Annotated in this window: 14 protein-coding genes and 4 tRNA genes; 10 read left to right on the plus strand and 8 right to left on the minus strand. The window is 49.3% G+C overall.

Going from position 1 to position 16,093, the window contains the following annotated elements:
• The first annotated feature begins 170 nt into the window (after window positions 1-170).
• From FCN78_RS08125 to FCN78_RS08155, 7 genes are all read left to right on the plus strand, one after another.
• Window positions 171-1,214, plus strand: a complete 1,044-nt coding sequence (locus FCN78_RS08125) for an ABC transporter substrate-binding protein (RefSeq protein WP_069362233.1) — start codon at window positions 171-173, stop codon at window positions 1,212-1,214.
• Window positions 1,215-1,382: 168 nt separating this feature from the next.
• A complete protein-coding gene (gene ltaE, locus FCN78_RS08130) occupies window positions 1,383-2,393 on the plus strand; it encodes a low-specificity L-threonine aldolase (protein ID WP_069362232.1) in 1,011 nt (336 codons plus the stop codon).
• A 173-nt stretch (window positions 2,394-2,566) separates the two neighbouring features.
• Window positions 2,567-4,939 (plus strand): Lon protease family protein, encoded by a 2,373-nt coding sequence (locus FCN78_RS08135; protein ID WP_077659694.1) that lies wholly within the window; start codon window positions 2,567-2,569, stop codon window positions 4,937-4,939.
• A gap of 223 nt (window positions 4,940-5,162) precedes the next feature.
• Window positions 5,163-5,390, plus strand: a complete 228-nt coding sequence (locus tag FCN78_RS08140) for a FeoA family protein (protein ID WP_069362230.1) — start codon at window positions 5,163-5,165, stop codon at window positions 5,388-5,390.
• Window positions 5,390-7,717 (plus strand): Fe(2+) transporter permease subunit FeoB, encoded by a 2,328-nt coding sequence (feoB, locus tag FCN78_RS08145; RefSeq protein WP_069362229.1) that lies wholly within the window; start codon window positions 5,390-5,392, stop codon window positions 7,715-7,717. The genes FCN78_RS08140 and feoB overlap by 1 nt, the downstream gene beginning before the upstream one ends.
• Window positions 7,668-7,889 carry a FeoC-like transcriptional regulator gene (locus FCN78_RS08150; RefSeq protein ID WP_069362228.1) on the plus strand — a complete coding sequence of 74 codons (222 nt, stop codon included), beginning with the start codon at window positions 7,668-7,670 and terminating at the stop codon, window positions 7,887-7,889. The genes feoB and FCN78_RS08150 overlap by 50 nt, the downstream gene beginning before the upstream one ends.
• A gap of 155 nt (window positions 7,890-8,044) precedes the next feature.
• The gene (locus FCN78_RS08155) at window positions 8,045-8,689 is read left to right on the plus strand and encodes a Fic/DOC family protein (protein WP_069362227.1); all 645 of its coding nucleotides are present in this window, start codon (window positions 8,045-8,047) and stop codon (window positions 8,687-8,689) included.
• Here FCN78_RS08155 and FCN78_RS15860 read toward each other — a convergent pair.
• The 6 genes from FCN78_RS15860 to FCN78_RS08180 form a co-directional block, all read right to left on the minus strand.
• Window positions 8,672-8,824: a hypothetical protein gene (locus FCN78_RS15860; protein ID WP_167483330.1), complete on the minus strand. Its 153-nt coding sequence runs from the start codon at window positions 8,822-8,824 to the stop codon at window positions 8,672-8,674. The two genes, FCN78_RS08155 and FCN78_RS15860, sit on opposite strands and share 18 nt — an antisense overlap.
• Before the next feature lie 179 nt (window positions 8,825-9,003).
• Window positions 9,004-9,090, minus strand: a tRNA-Leu gene (locus FCN78_RS08160).
• Between the two features lie 39 nt (window positions 9,091-9,129).
• Window positions 9,130-9,205 (minus strand) — tRNA-Gly (locus FCN78_RS08165).
• A 35-nt stretch (window positions 9,206-9,240) separates the two neighbouring features.
• Window positions 9,241-9,317, minus strand: a tRNA-Met gene (locus FCN78_RS08170).
• A 25-nt stretch (window positions 9,318-9,342) separates the two neighbouring features.
• Window positions 9,343-9,416: transfer RNA gene (locus FCN78_RS08175), tRNA-Cys, on the minus strand.
• Between the two features lie 238 nt (window positions 9,417-9,654).
• Window positions 9,655-10,242, minus strand: coding sequence for a TfoX/Sxy family DNA transformation protein (locus tag FCN78_RS08180; RefSeq protein WP_077458642.1), 588 nt, complete (start codon window positions 10,240-10,242; stop codon window positions 9,655-9,657).
• 301 nt (window positions 10,243-10,543) lie between these two features.
• Here FCN78_RS08180 and FCN78_RS08185 point away from each other — a divergent pair, with 301 nt between their 5' ends.
• The 3 genes from FCN78_RS08185 (at window position 10,544) to FCN78_RS08195 (ending at window position 13,209) form a co-directional block, all read left to right on the plus strand.
• Window positions 10,544-11,131: an LON peptidase substrate-binding domain-containing protein gene (locus tag FCN78_RS08185; RefSeq protein ID WP_069362225.1), complete on the plus strand. Its 588-nt coding sequence runs from the start codon at window positions 10,544-10,546 to the stop codon at window positions 11,129-11,131.
• 135 nt (window positions 11,132-11,266) lie between these two features.
• Window positions 11,267-12,190, plus strand: a complete 924-nt coding sequence (locus tag FCN78_RS08190) for an HDOD domain-containing protein (protein ID WP_069362224.1) — start codon at window positions 11,267-11,269, stop codon at window positions 12,188-12,190.
• A 110-nt stretch (window positions 12,191-12,300) separates the two neighbouring features.
• The gene (locus tag FCN78_RS08195; RefSeq protein ID WP_069362223.1) at window positions 12,301-13,209 is read left to right on the plus strand and encodes a LysO family transporter; all 909 of its coding nucleotides are present in this window, start codon (window positions 12,301-12,303) and stop codon (window positions 13,207-13,209) included.
• A 58-nt stretch (window positions 13,210-13,267) separates the two neighbouring features.
• Here FCN78_RS08195 and ptsG read toward each other — a convergent pair whose 3' ends face one another.
• The gene (ptsG, locus tag FCN78_RS08200; protein WP_069362222.1) at window positions 13,268-14,698 is read right to left on the minus strand and encodes a PTS glucose transporter subunit IIBC; all 1,431 of its coding nucleotides are present in this window, start codon (window positions 14,696-14,698) and stop codon (window positions 13,268-13,270) included.
• 614 nt (window positions 14,699-15,312) lie between these two features.
• Window positions 15,313-16,092, minus strand: coding sequence for a TatD family hydrolase (locus FCN78_RS08205; RefSeq protein ID WP_069362221.1), 780 nt, complete (start codon window positions 16,090-16,092; stop codon window positions 15,313-15,315).
• Window position 16,093 lies beyond the last annotated feature (1 nt).

Raw genomic sequence — 16,093 nt, forward strand, 5'->3', positions numbered from 1 at the left:
TTCTCGTCACTTTACCCGGCCATTTGGGGGAGATGGCAACCGATATGCTAACGTTAGCAAGGTATTGCCTTCTATCAAGGTTGGTAAAAAAACTCGTTGACACTAAGGTCAAGTACAATATGATGCGCTCGACGTGTACTCGGCCAGTCAGCCATTGAAGGATCATGACAATGAAAAAAATGTCTCACGGAATCACCGCCACAACACTTGCGCTTTCAGCCCTCTTTGCAAGCGCCGTTCATGCAGACGATAAGGTACTCAACCTCTATAACTGGGCAGAATACATGCCAATGGACGTGATTGAAGCGTTCGAAGAGGAGTATCAAGTCGACGTGAATTACTCGACGTTTGAGAGCAATGAAGCCATGTATGCCAAGCTCAAACTCCTTAATAGCGAAGGCTACGATCTGGCATTTGCCTCAACCTATTTCATTGAGCGAATGGTCAATGAAGAAATGCTCGCCAACATTGATAAGAGCCAAATCAGTCATTTTGACAACCTGCGCCCAGGCTTACTGGGTCAACCTTTTGACAAAAATAATGACTATTCGCTGCCGTATGTGTTTGGTGTGACTGGCATTAGCTACAACAGTGATTATGTCGATGGCAGTAAAGTGGCCAAGTGGGCAGACTTATGGCGCGACGACTTCAACGGCCAAGTCATGCTCTTGAATGATGTGCGTGATGTGTTTGGCATGGCGTTGAAAGCGCAAGGTCATAGCATTAACAGCACCGAAGAGGCTGAAATTAAGCAAGCCTATGAATACCTCCGTGAGTTGCGCGACAACGTGGTGGTGTATAACTCTGATGCACCGCATGTGCCATTTGTAACCGGTGAAGTGAGCATTGGCCAACAATGGAACGGTAATGCTTACATGGCGCAACAAGAAATCGAAGGCATTGAGTTCGTCTACCCACAAGAAGGGGCGATCTTATGGATGGATAACTTTATCATCCCCAAAAACGCCGAACACAAGACCTTGGCACACCAGTTTATCGATTTTATGTATCGCCCTGAAAATCAGGCGAAACTGGTGGAAGAATTTGGCTATCCAGCCCCGAACACCAACGCGGCTGAGTACTTAGAGGCCGAGCTAAAAGAGAACAGCACCATCTTCCCATCTGATGAAGCGGTGAACAAAGGTGAGTTCACCAATGATGTCGGCGAAGCGGTGAAAATCTATCAAAAATACTGGCAGATGTTGAAAAGCTAATCGCGCGTCTGTGATAACAATTTTCCCCAAGGCCTCATACGAGGCCTTTTTTATTATCTAAGTCAATATCTCACGCTTGTCACTATTTTTAGTCAATGGGTTTTTGCTATGCTCAGACGTAAACACGCATTAATTCACTTAAATCACTGACGACAAGGACGTTATTCCATGATTGACTTTCGCTCTGACACCGTGACCCAACCCGATGCATCCATGCGAGACGCCATGGCTAACGCCCCTGTCGGCGATGATGTGTATGGCGACGACCCAAGCATTAACGCGCTGGAAACATGGGCGGCTGAACGACACGGTTTTGAAGCTGCACTTTTTACCACCTCGGGAACCCAAGCTAATTTATTGGCCCTGATGGCGCATTGCGAGCGCGGTGATGAGTATGTGTGTGGTCAGCAAGCGCACAATTACAAATACGAAGCAGGCGGTGCGGCCGTATTGGGCTCGATTCAACCCCAGCCCATTGAAAATGAGCCAGATGGGACCTTGTCTTTCGATAAAATCGCGGCGGCTATCAAGCCCGATGACTTTCATTTTGCCCGCACTAAGCTGCTGAGCTTGGAAAACACCATAGGTGGTAAAGTCTTACCTCTGTCCTATTTAGCCAAGGCGCGAACATTTTGCGACCAACATCAACTACAGCTACACCTTGACGGCGCAAGGGTTTACAACGCGGCTGTCGCACTAGAAGTGGACATTAAGGCGATCAGTTGTCACTTTGACTCGATGACAATTTGTCTATCCAAAGGATTAGGCGCACCTGTCGGCTCACTGCTACTCGGCTCGAAAGCCCTGATCAGTAAAGCCCGGCGTATTCGTAAAATGCTCGGTGGCGGCATGCGTCAAGCGGGCATATTGGCGGTTGCTGGCTATAAAGCACTGACCGAAAACGTAGAACGCTTGGCGGAGGATCACGCGAATGCGCATTACCTCGCCAGTGAGCTGGAAAAACTGAACGGCTTTTCCACTAGCGGCTATCCTGTGCAAACCAACATCGTTTATGTCGATGTGGCCGAAACCATCAATCATACACGCTTGCAAATGCGGCTGATGGAAAAAGAGATCCGCGTCTCTCTGTCTGGCAAACCAGCCCGTTTGGTGACACACAAAGACATCTGCCGCGCAGATATCGATACCCTGATCGCCGCGATTAAGGCCTCTCACTAAACCGTTCCAACGTACGATCGCACCGGGCCTAATGGCCCGTTTTGTACACAAAACCATCAGACAACTCAAAACTGTGACCCCATCACAGCTTTCTCCACCAAGGTCACTAAAACAATCACTTACAGCCGCTACACTCAAATAATCACCGACACAATGCCAATATGGGAAGCGCTATGGCTATCACTCCGCTAAAAAGCGATCGTTTATACCGTGAGTCCAGCTTAAAGCACAGTGACATCACTTCAACCAAACACCTTGCGCCGCTTGACGAGATTGTCGGCCAAGATCGTGCTCGTCATGCGGTTGAGTTCGCGATGTCCATCAAAGAGAAGGGCTACAACATCTATGCCATTGGCCAAAATGGACTGGGCAAACGCACCATGATGATGCGCTACCTCAACCAACACTGGCAAAGTGAGTCACCGGTTTATGACTGGTGTTATGTCGCTAATTTTCAAGAGGCGCGCGCACCAGAAGTATTGAAGTTGCCTGCGGGTAAAGGCAGTGAACTCAAAAAGCACATTGAGCAACTGATGGGCAAACTGGCCAACGCCCTGCCCATGGCGTTTGACAACGAAATGTATTACCAGCGGGCAGAAACACTCAAAAACCAACTCACAGAGCGCCAGCAAAGTGTGCTTCAAGGCTTGAGTGACACGGCAGAGAAAAACAGTGTGAGTTTGACCATCACGCCCCAGGGTGATTACCAATTTGTGGCCTTAAACGGCGAGGAGCCTCACACCGAGGAGACCTTTGACGCCCTCTCGCAAGACGAGCAGATGGCCTTTGGCAAAGTCATCGATAAGTTGGAGACGGAACTGCGAGGTATTGTTCGCCAACTTGGCGAATGGGAATCTGAGTACGCGGAAAAGCAAAAAGCCTTGGACGAGGATATCGCTCAAGACGTCATCGCCACCCAAATGGCACCGCTTAAAAAACAGTTTGCTGACTTGCCTGACATTTTAGCCTTTTTAGACGCCATGCAAGCTGACATGCTCGAGCACCTTGATATTTTCCTTGAAGACAGTGAGGAGCAAGCTGCACTTGCGTATGCGGCGCTGGATAAAAAACTCCCTCGCCGCTACCAAGTCAATGTGTTAGTCAGTCAAAATGACGCACAAGCGCCGATCGTGGTTGAGGATAGCCCTAGCTACCACAATCTGTTCGGTTATGTTGAGAATGCCACGTTTAAAGGCACGGTGTTTACCGACTTTTCATTGATTCGTTCAGGCAGCCTTCACCGCGCCAATGGCGGCGTATTGCTGATGGATGCCATTAAAGTCCTCGAGAAGCCCTATGTATGGGATGGTATCAAACGCGCTCTCAGTAGCCGCCAGTTGAGTGTGAGCGCTCTGGAGCGAGAAGTGACCTTAAGCGGGACCGTGTCTCTCGATCCGGCGCCGATTCCTCTGGATGTTAAAATCATTTTGTTTGGCGACTACCAAACCTATCAGCTACTCCAGCGCTACGATGCGGAGTTTATTGAGCTGTTTCGGGTCACCGCGGATTTTGAAGATGACATGCCGCGCACAGAGAGCACCGAGCAGCAATACGCCAAGTTCATTTCAAGCATTATTCATGACAGCCATTTGCTCCACTGCAGTCGCAGCGCCATTGCGCGTATTATTGAGCACAGTGCGCGACAAGCCGAGGATCAAAACCGCTTATCATTGCACTCCGCCGATATTGCTAACCTGTTGCGCGAGTCTAATTATTGGGCGAATCACGCTAACGCAAACAGTATTGGTGCCCTGCATGTAGAAAAAGCGCTCGCCAGCCGCAATATGCGCGTGAGCCGCTTGCGTGACAGCATGATGCAGAATGTGGAAAACGGTGTCACACTGATCAACACGCACGGCACGGCGCTAGGTCAAATCAATGGCCTGTCGGTGCTGAGCACATCGGATTACAGCTTTGGCTTACCCAACCGCATCACCGCAACCACGGCGTTTGGGGAAGGAGAAGTGCTGGATATCGAGCGAAGTGTCAAACTCGGCGGCCGTATCCACTCCAAAGGGGTGATGATCTTATCGGCGTACTTGGCGAATTTACTAGGAAAAACGGACACCATCCCACTCAAAACCCATCTTACCTTTGAGCAATCATACGGCGGTGTGGATGGCGATAGTGCTTCCATGGCGGAGTTCTGCGCGATTTTTTCTGCGATCACGGATGTCCCACTTCGACAAGACATTGCCATTACGGGGTCGATGAATCAGTTCGGTGAAGCGCAACCTATTGGTGGGGTCAATGAAAAAATCGAAGGCTTTTTTGATGTGTGCACCCTAAAAGGCCCAAGCAGCACCCAGGGGGTGATCATTCCTACTGCCAATGTCCAAAACCTGATGCTCCGCAAAGATGTGGTACTGGCGGTAGAAAAAGGCGAGTTTCACGTATACGCCGTCTCACATGTCAGTGACGCCCTGGCTTTATTAGCGGGACAGGCCGCAGGCTTTGGCCCTGACAGTGATAACGGGTCTGGACTGTTAGCCATCGCGATCGACAAACTGAATCAACAGCGAGCGGCACATCAACCCCAAAAATAATCGACACCCATCAGCCTAACTCAATACTGAATGCGGCCAATCGGCCGCTTTTTTATTCCGGATTTTTCGCGGCACTTACATATCATTCGCCATATCAACCCTTTACTTTGTTGTGACACATCTCACGCTCTCCGCTCGCCGCTTAACTTGATCCTACGCAAAAAACAGAGCGGTTTTTAAGCGTAATATGCAATGAAAACCATTCTTATTTGGATCTTGCACTATGAAACTGTCCACGCTTGGTCGCGGCCAATCCGCGCGTATTACCAGTGTCCATCATGTGCCCGCGTCTGTTCGTCATCGTCTCGCGGTCATGGGTGTGATTCCAGGCACAGGCGTTGAGCTTGTCAGGCGCGCGCCATTGGGTGATCCACTTCAGATCCGCCTCGACAGTGAACAACTGATCGTACGTCGCGAAGTCGCCAAACTGATTGATGTGGAGGTAATCTGATGAGTTCACGCCGCATTGTACTTGCAGGCAACCCAAACTGCGGGAAAACCACCTTATTTAATGCGCTCACCGGCTCACAACAAAAAGTCGGAAATTGGGCGGGCGTCACTGTCGATAAAAAAGTCGGTACGCTGAGCCTCGACCACACCGAGTGTGAACTCACCGATTTACCCGGCCTTTATGCACTAAACGCAGGCTTTGACGCCAGTATTGATGAGCAAATAGCCACTTACGCCATCGATAGCGGCGAGAACGATTTTATTATTAATGTCTTAGACGCCAATTGCCTAGAGCGCGGTCTATACCTCACCCTTCAACTGCGTGAACGCGGTGTTCCTATGGTGGTGGTGATTAACAAAATGGATTTGCTTGATCGTAATGGTCAACAACTCGACACCGCCAAATTACAAACGATGCTGGGTTGTCCCGTGTTAACCGTCACCGCATGCCAGCCAGCGACCGTCGACACATTGCGCCACCAACTCGCCCACCTGGCCACCCATTTACCCGTTTGTGAGGCAATGTATCTGAACTACGGTGCGGCATTAGAGAACTGGATTCAAAGCCAGCTTGGCGCCCGTTTTCTTCATGCAGCCGCTGCACAAGTGAATCAACGCGCGCACCTGCTTGAGTGCTTGGAGCGGGGCCGCTTGCCTGATGGTAGCACCGAGGCTGACCAGCAGCAGTTTACGATCGCAAACCAAGCCCTTTCAGACTTAGATACTGACATCGCCATTGCGGATACGCGCTACAGTGCGATTCGTGACATGGTTCACCAGGCTCGCCGCGAGCTTCGCCACCTCAGTCGCAATAATACCGAAAAGTTAGATAAGGTCCTTCTCAACCCCTTTTTATCACTGCCTATTTTGCTTGCTGTCCTCTATGCGATGTTTGTGTTTGCCATCAACATTGGCGGAGCCTTTATCGACTTTTTCGATATTGCCGCCGGCGCGATACTTGTCGATGGTACCCATCAGCTTCTTGACGGCATACTGCCGACGGCGATTGTCACTATTCTCGCCGATGGCCTCGGGGGAGGTATTCAAACCGTTGCCACCTTTATTCCTGTTATTGCAGGCTTATACCTATTTTTAACGGTATTAGAAAGCACAGGTTACATGGCACGTGCCGCCTTTTTATTAGACGGTTTAATGCAAAAAATGGGGTTACCGGGCAAAGCCTTTGTGCCCTTAATCCTCGGCTTTGGCTGTACCGTTCCTGCCGTGATGGCAACGCGCACATTAGAACAGGTTCACGAGCGCAAAACCGCAGCCGCGATGGCGACATTTATGTCCTGTGGCGCCCGCCTTCCGGTATACGCCCTCTTTGCCGCGGCGTTTTTCCCACAAAATGGTCAAAACCTTGTTTTCGGCCTCTACTTACTTGGCATTATTGCTGCGATCATCACCGGCCTGATACTGCGTCATACCCTTTATCCAGGGCATAGTGAAAGCCTGTTGATGACACTTCCAGACTACGAACTGCCGCGTGTGCGCCATGTGATGAGCAATACCTGGCAAAAGCTGCGTCGATTTGTTCTGGGTGCCGGTAAAACCATTGTTATCGTGGTAACCATTCTGACCTTCTTTAACTCTCTGGGCACCGATGGGTCGTTCGGACACGAAGACAGCGAGTCTTCCGTCCTGTCGAAAACAGCACAAGTAATCACGCCGGCCCTATCACCTATCGGGATTGAAGAGGATAATTGGCCTGCTACCGTCGGGTTGGTGACGGGTCTGTTTGCCAAAGAGGCGGTGGTCGGCACCTTGAATAACCTTTATGCGCCCAGCGAAGAAGCGGAAGAAGAGCCCACACTGGGAGAAGCGCTGGTCGAAGCGGTTCAGAGCATTCCGGAAAACTTATTTGGCATTGATTATACCGACCCATTGGCTATTGACGTCGGTGAGATTGAAAACACCGAAGCCGCCGCACAAGCGCAAGAAGTCAGTATGACAACGTTTGATAATTTGCACCGTCAATTCACTAGCACCGCCAGCGTAATGGCTTATCTTATTGTTATCCTGCTTTATACCCCATGTGTTGCCGCTCTAGGTGCCTACACACGTGAGTTTGGTCGCCGGTTTGCCCTGTTTGTGGCGAGCTGGTCAATGCTGCTAGCGGTAAGCGGTGCCACGCTATGCTACCAATTCAGTCAGTTGAGTGTCGCCACCACGCCAGCCACACTCTACATCACTGGCCTTTGTGCCTTACTGATTGTCGTGGTAGCACTCATGCGCTATGTCGGCAAACATCCCCATTGGTTTAAGGAGACCTACTATGATCCTGCAAAAGCTCAAAGCCAGTGTCATTCAGGCGGGTGTCATTAGTCGCCTCGATCTCGCCAACCAATACGGGATCAGTCCTGATGGAATCGACGCCATGATGGCAACCTGGGTCAAACGCGGGGTGGTTATTCGACAATCGGGGCGTAAGGATCCGCAAGATATCCACTACCGTTTGGCACACCAGAATGAAATACAATGCTTCAGCATTATATAGCATCGTAGCCATCGCCATTTTACTAGGCAGCTTTTAAGCTGCCTTTTTATTACCTACCGTCTTCTCTCGCCCTCCCCTAACGTTGATGCACCTCACTATACCTCCTTGAGCACGCTGTTCTATGATAAAAAGAGAGCGATGTGAGGGTGTAAGCCATGAGTCGTTATCAAACCCAATCAAGCGAGGCACAGTACCAGCCCGGCTCTGGTGAGCAAGTGCTTAAAAATCATATTGGGGTGACGGAACCAACCGAAATGGACGATATCGAGGCTAACTTGCTCTCGAAATTGTACGAGCGGGTGTTCACCGGCGGCCATTTCCCGCGCCAATTAAGATTTGGCACCCTCGCCAGCTGGCATCGACAATGGCTGGGCAATGTTTACCCATGGGCAGGTCAGGTGAGAAATGTTGAGCTAAGTAAAGGTGGATTTCGTTTTACTTCCCCCAAACAGATTGGGCCCTGTTTGCGGCAGTTTGAAAGCGCCTTCCTCAGCCAATACCCTGAGGTATCTGTGATGCCGCGCGCGACACTCATTCGTTACCTTGCACAAAGTCATGTTGAGTTGATACTTATTCACCCATTTCGAGAAGGAAATGGACGTATATCGCGATTACTTATTGATGTGCTATGCCAACAGGCAGGGTTAGGACTGCTGGACTATCGGCTTTGGGAGGAAAACAAAGATTTTTACGTTGCCGCCATCCAAGCGGGGGTTGGGCATGATTATCAGCACATGGAACGGCTCATTGACGACATTTTGCCGCGTCATCCACTCCCCATCTCAATCGGCGAGCGTTAGGTTTTGATACTTATGTTTATTGGTTTTCAGTCTTGCTTCCACTTCTTCTGTTGATGCTTGCGTCTCGATTGCGGTCGAGCTTGCCACTGCACGCTCTATCATAGCGGGCGTGATTTTTTTTGCTTTTTTCTGCATTAATCGCCTTTTCACAGTCACACTTGTCATCATTGATTAAATTTTAGTCAAAAAAAGGCGTCAATTCAACGCGGAGTGCGGTCTATTTTCTGCAAAATTGTGAAGCACAACGTGCAGACTGAGCACGGAGCAAAACATACAAAAACGGCGACCCTAAAGGCCGCCGTCTTGTTCATTAATGGTGCCCCGGGCCGGACTTGAACCGGCACAGCGCGAACGCCGAGGGATTTTAAATCCCTTGTGTCTACCAATTCCACCACCAGGGCACACAATCTTTTCAGCCGCTTTCGCCACTGTTTTATATTTGGAGCGACATACGAGGTTCGAACTCGTGACCTCGACCTTGGCAAGGTCGCGCTCTACCAGCTGAGCTAATGTCGCTTATTTATTCAAACGTTAATTAACGCTTGGAAAATTGGTTGCGGGAGGCGGATTTGAACCACCGACCTTCGGGTTATGAGCCCGACGAGCTACCAAACTGCTCCATCCCGCGTCCGTATTGTTTTAGCCAGAGTTCATGGAGGCGCGTCCCGGAGTCGAACCGAGGTCCACGGATTTGCAATCCGCTGCATAGCCACTCTGCCAACGCGCCTTGGCGCTTCACCTCTCGGCTAAGTGGTTTGAATTCTACATAAGTTTTTTCACCTGTCACGAAAAAATTATCATTTTAGCGTTTAACCGACGATTATTTATCCAAACATAACATTTCACTATTCTCTCGGCGCTAAGTGAGCCCACAAAAGGCCGATCAACGTAGCGACGAACGCAACATTGACAATAATGCCAGCCCGATTAATCAGGGCTGGCACCTACCTACATTAGTGATTCACCTAGACATCCGCGAGCAGGCGTTCGCGTTCGTCTTTTTCAATCAGTTCCCAATGACGACCTTGCTGCGCCCCCGCGAGCTTCCAAAGTAGATTGATATCGATATCTTTACCGTGTGTCATTTGCACTCGACGAAACATTTCTTGCGGCGCCATGCTGTAAAACGTTGATACGTCCTTTACACCCGACTTTTTTAACATCCTTTCAATGGTTAAACGTAAGTTGGGTAAATCCCGCAACCGAAGACTGGATGCCGATACTTTCTGCGCTTTATCTTTGATCGCACGCTGTAACGACTGCTCAATCATCGCAGGCAAATCAGGATCATGACCTAAGTAGAGTGCGGTTACATCATAATAGTTAACCACCGCTGAGGTGCTTTTCTTCACATGAACAAATTTATCACACCCTTTAGCGATCAACTTGTCGGTGAGTTGGCCTCCCCCTCGTAGATAAACATGCTTTCCAGTAAGCAGCGCAAACATCGCCTCTCGACAGAAAAAGCCAATACCACCAAACATAGAGCGTTGCTCCATCTCCCCATAACTATCCAGAAAACGCATTAATTGGGCTTCAAATTGCTTCGCCATCGAAAACTCTCCTTCAGCGAATAGATGTTCATATCCAGCCATCAGCCGGCCCATAAACATGACTGATAATTTAGTCAATGTGCATGATTATTTTAACGGGAGGAGGTTGCATCAAATGACAATCAAATACTATGCATCTGATCACTTATCTTTAAATAGTCCTTTCATTGAGTGTGGTTTTTGTCACATTTATTACAAACATTTTTTCTTCGTTAAATAAAGTTCTCGACACATCTATGCTTAACTCATCGTCACGAGTGCGCTAAATTGAGAGTGATAGGCGAATAGTCAGGGAGCCGACATGTCGAGACACCCGCTGTTAATAGAAGCAAGTCATTTATTGCCTGGGGGATTGCACAGCTATGTGCTGTCTGAGTCATGTTACTTACAAATGCTTCAGCAGGCAGGCGAACCACCGCGTCTTTTGGTCGCGATGAAAAATGAGGATGAGGGTCAGCAGCGGCCGCACGCGATTTCTCCTATCGTCACGCTTTGCGAGATTGCAGACTTCAACCGTCATGGTGCGCATGAAATTGCGTTGACGTTACAAGGGATTGAAAGTGTCAAGGTGACTGCGATCGACGCGGGTGAAGGTGACGTCAATATGGCGCATTATACGCCGTTACCAAAATGGCAACGCCACACAGTTCCCGACCACTACCTCTATCTGAGTGAAAAGCTGCAGCAATATTATCGCTCGAATCCGACACGCCACGAACACTTCCAGTTAACGCAGTACGATGACATTGGCTGGGTCTGTCTTCGCTGGTTGGAGTTACTTCCTATCGAAGTGAAGCAGAAACAGCTTCTACTGTCCCAGCCGACTGCCTTATTGGTGGCCGAGTTTATTGATAAATTATTGCGGTATCCGCTTATTGACGACGACTAAGTCAGCGACAGATGAAGGGAGTTGTATAAATTATCATCAAAGACGCCAGCAGGCTCACCGATTGAGAGAAAGGCGGTTCTCTTTTATTCTGCGCCCCATTACTATGCAGGCTGCTGACAAATACTATCAGGACTTATGGATCATCTTTCATTTTTTTGGGTCTCACCGGATCGTGATAAGTACTTACGTTCCCTAGAAACCGAGTTTTATAAGCGCGCCGTCGAAAGCATCCGCGTCAATCGTCTCTCCCTGCCCCCTTTACCGGATGCCGTTCTATCAATACAACGGGCCAGTAAGCGATCGGATACCACCATGCGGGATATTGCCAATCTCTTACTGGAAGATCCGAGTTTATGTGGGGCCGTGCTTAACGCCGGGAATTCTGCTTTGTTCGCGCCTCGCGCGACAGGCCAGTGCAAAGATGTTCAAACCGCCGTCTCTCGACTTGGCGTTGATCGCGTTTTAGGGATCATCACAGCCGCCGCCGTCTATCAACTTAAGAGTGATGCCTCATTTTCCAAGGCCTGCAACGCGCTATTGAAAAAAAGTGCGCAAAAATCCCGGGAGCTTGCCGCTGCGATGGCATTGGTGACGCAAAGAGTCAGGAACTACTGTGATGAGCCGCTTTCAGTGGAACCCGAAAAAGCACTGATAGTGGGTTTGCTTGCGGATATTGGCTTATACAGCGTGATAGGCGAGTTCCAACGCTTTATGAATCAGGGCCACTATCTAAAATTTGACATTGCCGAGCGCGTCTTCTTTTCACTGGCGGGCGACTGCAGTCGTCTTGTGCTCAAACAATGGCAGTTTGACCGTGACTTTATCGAAGTCGCCATCAACAACAAGCTTTACACAAAGCCACGCCCCGATATCACCTATTTAGATATCGCGAGAATGGCAAATCACTTGTTAATGTTTCGCAATCAAGATGACGCGATAGAGGATCATGAGGTGGAAATCACTGCGCCTGGCGCAGAAGCGTTATATGAGCTATCCAGCCTCGACGACAAAGAGTTCTCGCGCCAGCTACACCAAGTCATGGACGCAAGCAGTATCTGACACAAACCAGGGTGGTCTTCCCTTTCACCACCCTTGTCTGATTTTATTGACCCACCTATTAACCGGTTGATAACCTCAAGCTCTACTTTCTTAACACCGAGCACAATCAGATGTTTTCAGGGATGCTACTCATCTTCTCGCCGCTTATTATCGGCTATTTAATCCCCATTAAGCAGGTGCGCTACCTCAACGCTGTCAATACCCTGACGATGCGGCTAGTGATGGTCATTTTAGTGTTGATGGGCTTAAGCCTCGCAGGCTTAGATAACCTCGGGCAACATATTTCCACCATTTTGTATTTCGCGGTCACTTTCTTTATTTGCATTGGCGCGACCAATCTGCTTGCCCTGCCTGTTCTCGATAAGCTCTTCCCAACCGAGACCCATGGACACCAACATAAGCTAACCCTCAGTACCATGATGTCAGAGTCCGGTAAACTGATTGCCGCGGTGGCCGTTGGCTTAGTCGTAGGGCTATTGCTCAATCACGATCTGTCTTGGGTCGATACGGCCAGCGAAGGGATTTTATTACTGTTGCTCTTACTGATTGGCATTCAGTTGCGTAACAGTGGCATGACGCTGAAGCAAATCATCCTCAATAAAAGTGGACTGATGATTGCCGCTCTCGTTGTCGCGACCTCCTTGCCCGGTGGCTTGCTGGCGGCATGGTGGTTAGATATTCCCTATCATCACGGTTTAGCGATGGCCTCTGGATTTGGCTGGTACTCATTGGCGGGGATCTTGATGGGCGACGGACTGGGACCAGTTTACGGCGGAGCATCATTTATTCTCGAGCTCGCACGAGAGCTAATGGCGATTATGATTATTCCAATATTAATCCGACGCTACCCGCTCACCGCAATTGGATATGGCGGTGCCACTGCAATGGATTTCACCTTGCCGATCATTCAAAGCACTGGGGGTATTCGCTGTGTACCGATTGCCATTGTCAGCGGGTTTATTCTCAGTTTATTAGTCCCTGTTTTGATGTTGTTCTTTCTCTCACTCGGTACCAACTAAAGAAAAAGGGGTAGCAAGATGCTACCCCTTTTCATATTTGCTGGTTTAGCGCATGCAATTATTGGCTGCGCATCCAGTTATCCATTTCAGTACGCAGGTTGTCTGACTTGGTACCAAAGATAGCTTGTACGCCACCTGATACCACAACCACGCCCGCTGCACCTAGCTGCTTAAGCTTGTCTTGGTCAACAATTTCAGTGTCAGCCACTGAGACACGTAGGCGAGTGATACACGCATCAAGACCAGTGATGTTATCTTTACCACCGAATGCCGCTACCAGGTCGCCAGCAAGTTCAGAGCCTGTCGCGGTTGATACGTCAGCGACCGTCTCGTCTTCACGTCCAGGCGTTTTCAGGTCAAGGGCGCGAATCACCACACGGAACACGATGTAGTAAAGAACCGCATAACCAAGGCCAAGTAGCACCAGCGTTGTCACGTTCTCAGCACGTGGCATTTGCACGATGAAATCGATAAAGCCGTTCGAGAAAGTATGGCCGTGAACAACGCCCAGTGCGTTAGTCAGCACATACGCTGCACCCGCCATGATGGCGTGGATACCATACAGTACTGGCGCGATGAACAGGAACGAGAACTCGATAGGTTCAGTGATACCGGTCAAGAATGAGGTCAGTGCACCAGATGCCATGATACCCATGATTTTGGCACGGTTTTCTGGTTTGGCAGAGTGTGCGATAGCAAATGCCGCCGCAGGTAGACCAAACATTTTGAACAAATAACCGCCTGCCAGCTGACCAAAGCCGTTGCCCGCTTCACGCGTTGCATCGTTAGCGGTCAAGAAACAGGTCATGATGCCGTTTACTTGCTCGCCGGCGTTGTTCACACAGCTGCCCGCTTCATAGAAGAAAGGCACGTTCCAGATGTGGTGTAGACCGAATGGGATAAGTGCACGCTCTACCACACCATAGATACCAAATGCGGTCACAGGGTTTTGTTCGGCGGCCCAGTGAGAGAAGGTAGCGATACCACTGCCGATTGGTGGCCAGATAACAGAAAGGATCACACCAAGCGCGATAGAAATGAAACCGGTAATGATTGGCACCGACCGCTTACCGGCAAAGAAGCCAAGGTAGTCAGGCAGTTGAATCGTGTAGAAGCGGTTAAACGTCCACGCCGCGACACCACCGGCGAGAATACCACCAAGCACACCTGTCTTGATTTCTTCAGCGCCCATGACTGGTGCCATGACATCCAGTGTCGCCACCATGATGCCGTAACCGACAATGGCAGACAGACCGGATACACCATCGTTATTGGTGAAGCCTAGCGCCACACCGACGGCAAACAGCAAGGCCATTTGACCAAATACAGACCCACCAGCTTGTTCCATCATGTGTGAAACAATATCTGGCATCCAGCTAAAGTTGGCTGCACCAACACCCAAAAGTATACCTGCGACCGGAAGCACAGATACTGGAAGCATCAGCGCCTTACCGACTTTTTGCAGGTTAGCAAAGAGGTTTTTTGACATAGTTCTTGCTCCTGACAAGGACGTTTAACAATGTGTTTCTGAAGACAGACCTTTCGATTCCCCCGCAAGAGGTCGCACGATACAACAGGTGCCCAGAGAACAAACGATTTGTGATTATTGAACTCACCCAAACTATAAGGGGCGAATCATCACCTTGCCCATCAGTAACGATTTTACTGATTAAAAAGTAAATATAGATCACAATTAGAATTGGCGATAAAAAAAGCAAAAATAATCATAAGATCATGATTTAAAATGACAAAAAATCCATTCCCTAAGGGAAACGATACGAGCAAAAAAATAGCAACCCTCTCACCCCTAACGTTATTTTACGTAACGAATTAATACAGCACGTAATATAATAAGTTTAGGTTGATAACTATCAATAAATTCATGGAGTTATATTTAAAATTGCGCGAGATCAATCTTGATAGGCTAGCGATATAAATCGGTTATTTTGGCGCAAATATCACCAAAAAATGACGCCAAATTAACCAGGCGGGATGGCGCCATCTCAAAACTAATGAAATCAAAAAGCGGTGTTTTCTTACGGCGAGAAGTGCATGGCGTGCTAAGCACGAAAAACGCCCGACAAGATTATCGGGCGACTTGAATTATTGCGGGTTTGCACCAGAAAAAAGCGCAAAAAAGTTACGGCTGGTGATGTCACAAACCGTTTCCACCGATTCACCTTTTAACATCGCGACGTACTCAGCGACTTCTTTCACATAAGCCGGCTGATTTTGCTTGCCACGATGGGGAACAGGTGCCAAGTAAGGCGAGTCTGTTTCAACCAGCAGGCGGTCAAGCGGGATGCGACGCACCACATCTTTCAGCTCTGTGGCTTTATTGAACGTCACTATTCCAGAAATTGAAATGTAGAATCCCATCTCAATCGCTGCTTGTGCCATTTCATAGCTTTCTGTAAAGCAGTGTAGCACACCGCCGACGCGCTCAGCGCCTTCCTCACGCAGAATCGCAAGTGTGTCTTCACGTGCCGCGCGCGTATGGATAATCAAGGGCTTGTTGAGCTCAACCGCGAGGCGGACATGCTGACGGAAGATCGCTTGCTGCTGCTCGGCAAGCTCTGGCTGATAGTGGTAATCCAGCCCTGTCTCTCCCACCGCGACGACACGCTCATCAGCGGCTAAGGCTTTCAGTCGGTCATAATCGAAACCATTTTCAATATCCAAAGGATGCACGCCACATGAGGCAAAAACATGCGGATAAGGTCGGATCATGTCTAGCATCGCCGGAAAACTATCTAGCGTGACTCCCACCGAGAGAAAATAGTCGACGCCCCTTGCCTGCGCTTTATCTAAAACATCGGCAACATTCTGGTGCAGCGAGTCGTAATCCAGTTTGTCGAGATGGCAATGAGAGTCTATTAACACG

Source organism: Salinivibrio kushneri (assembly GCF_005280275.1).
In the GTDB taxonomy this organism is placed as follows: Bacteria; Pseudomonadota; Gammaproteobacteria; order Enterobacterales; family Vibrionaceae; genus Salinivibrio; species Salinivibrio kushneri.

Coding starts and splice junctions, on each gene's coding strand:
- FCN78_RS08180 (WP_077458642.1), bottom strand. CDS start 10,242: ATGGCGAAGCAATTTGAAGCCCAATTAATGCGTTTTCTGGATAGTTAT.
- FCN78_RS08135 (WP_077659694.1), top strand. CDS start 2,567: ATGGCTATCACTCCGCTAAAAAGCGATCGTTTATACCGTGAGTCCAGC.
- FCN78_RS08190 (WP_069362224.1), top strand. CDS start 11,267: ATGGATCATCTTTCATTTTTTTGGGTCTCACCGGATCGTGATAAGTAC.
- FCN78_RS08195 (WP_069362223.1), top strand. CDS start 12,301: ATGTTTTCAGGGATGCTACTCATCTTCTCGCCGCTTATTATCGGCTAT.
- FCN78_RS08185 (WP_069362225.1), top strand. CDS start 10,544: ATGTCGAGACACCCGCTGTTAATAGAAGCAAGTCATTTATTGCCTGGG.
- ltaE (WP_069362232.1), top strand. CDS start 1,383: ATGATTGACTTTCGCTCTGACACCGTGACCCAACCCGATGCATCCATG.
- FCN78_RS08140 (WP_069362230.1), top strand. CDS start 5,163: ATGAAACTGTCCACGCTTGGTCGCGGCCAATCCGCGCGTATTACCAGT.
- FCN78_RS08155 (WP_069362227.1), top strand. CDS start 8,045: ATGAGTCGTTATCAAACCCAATCAAGCGAGGCACAGTACCAGCCCGGC.
- feoB (WP_069362229.1), top strand. CDS start 5,390: ATGAGTTCACGCCGCATTGTACTTGCAGGCAACCCAAACTGCGGGAAA.
- FCN78_RS08150 (WP_069362228.1), top strand. CDS start 7,668: ATGATCCTGCAAAAGCTCAAAGCCAGTGTCATTCAGGCGGGTGTCATT.
- ptsG (WP_069362222.1), bottom strand. CDS start 14,698: ATGTCAAAAAACCTCTTTGCTAACCTGCAAAAAGTCGGTAAGGCGCTG.
- FCN78_RS08125 (WP_069362233.1), top strand. CDS start 171: ATGAAAAAAATGTCTCACGGAATCACCGCCACAACACTTGCGCTTTCA.
- FCN78_RS15860 (WP_167483330.1), bottom strand. CDS start 8,824: ATGCAGAAAAAAGCAAAAAAAATCACGCCCGCTATGATAGAGCGTGCA.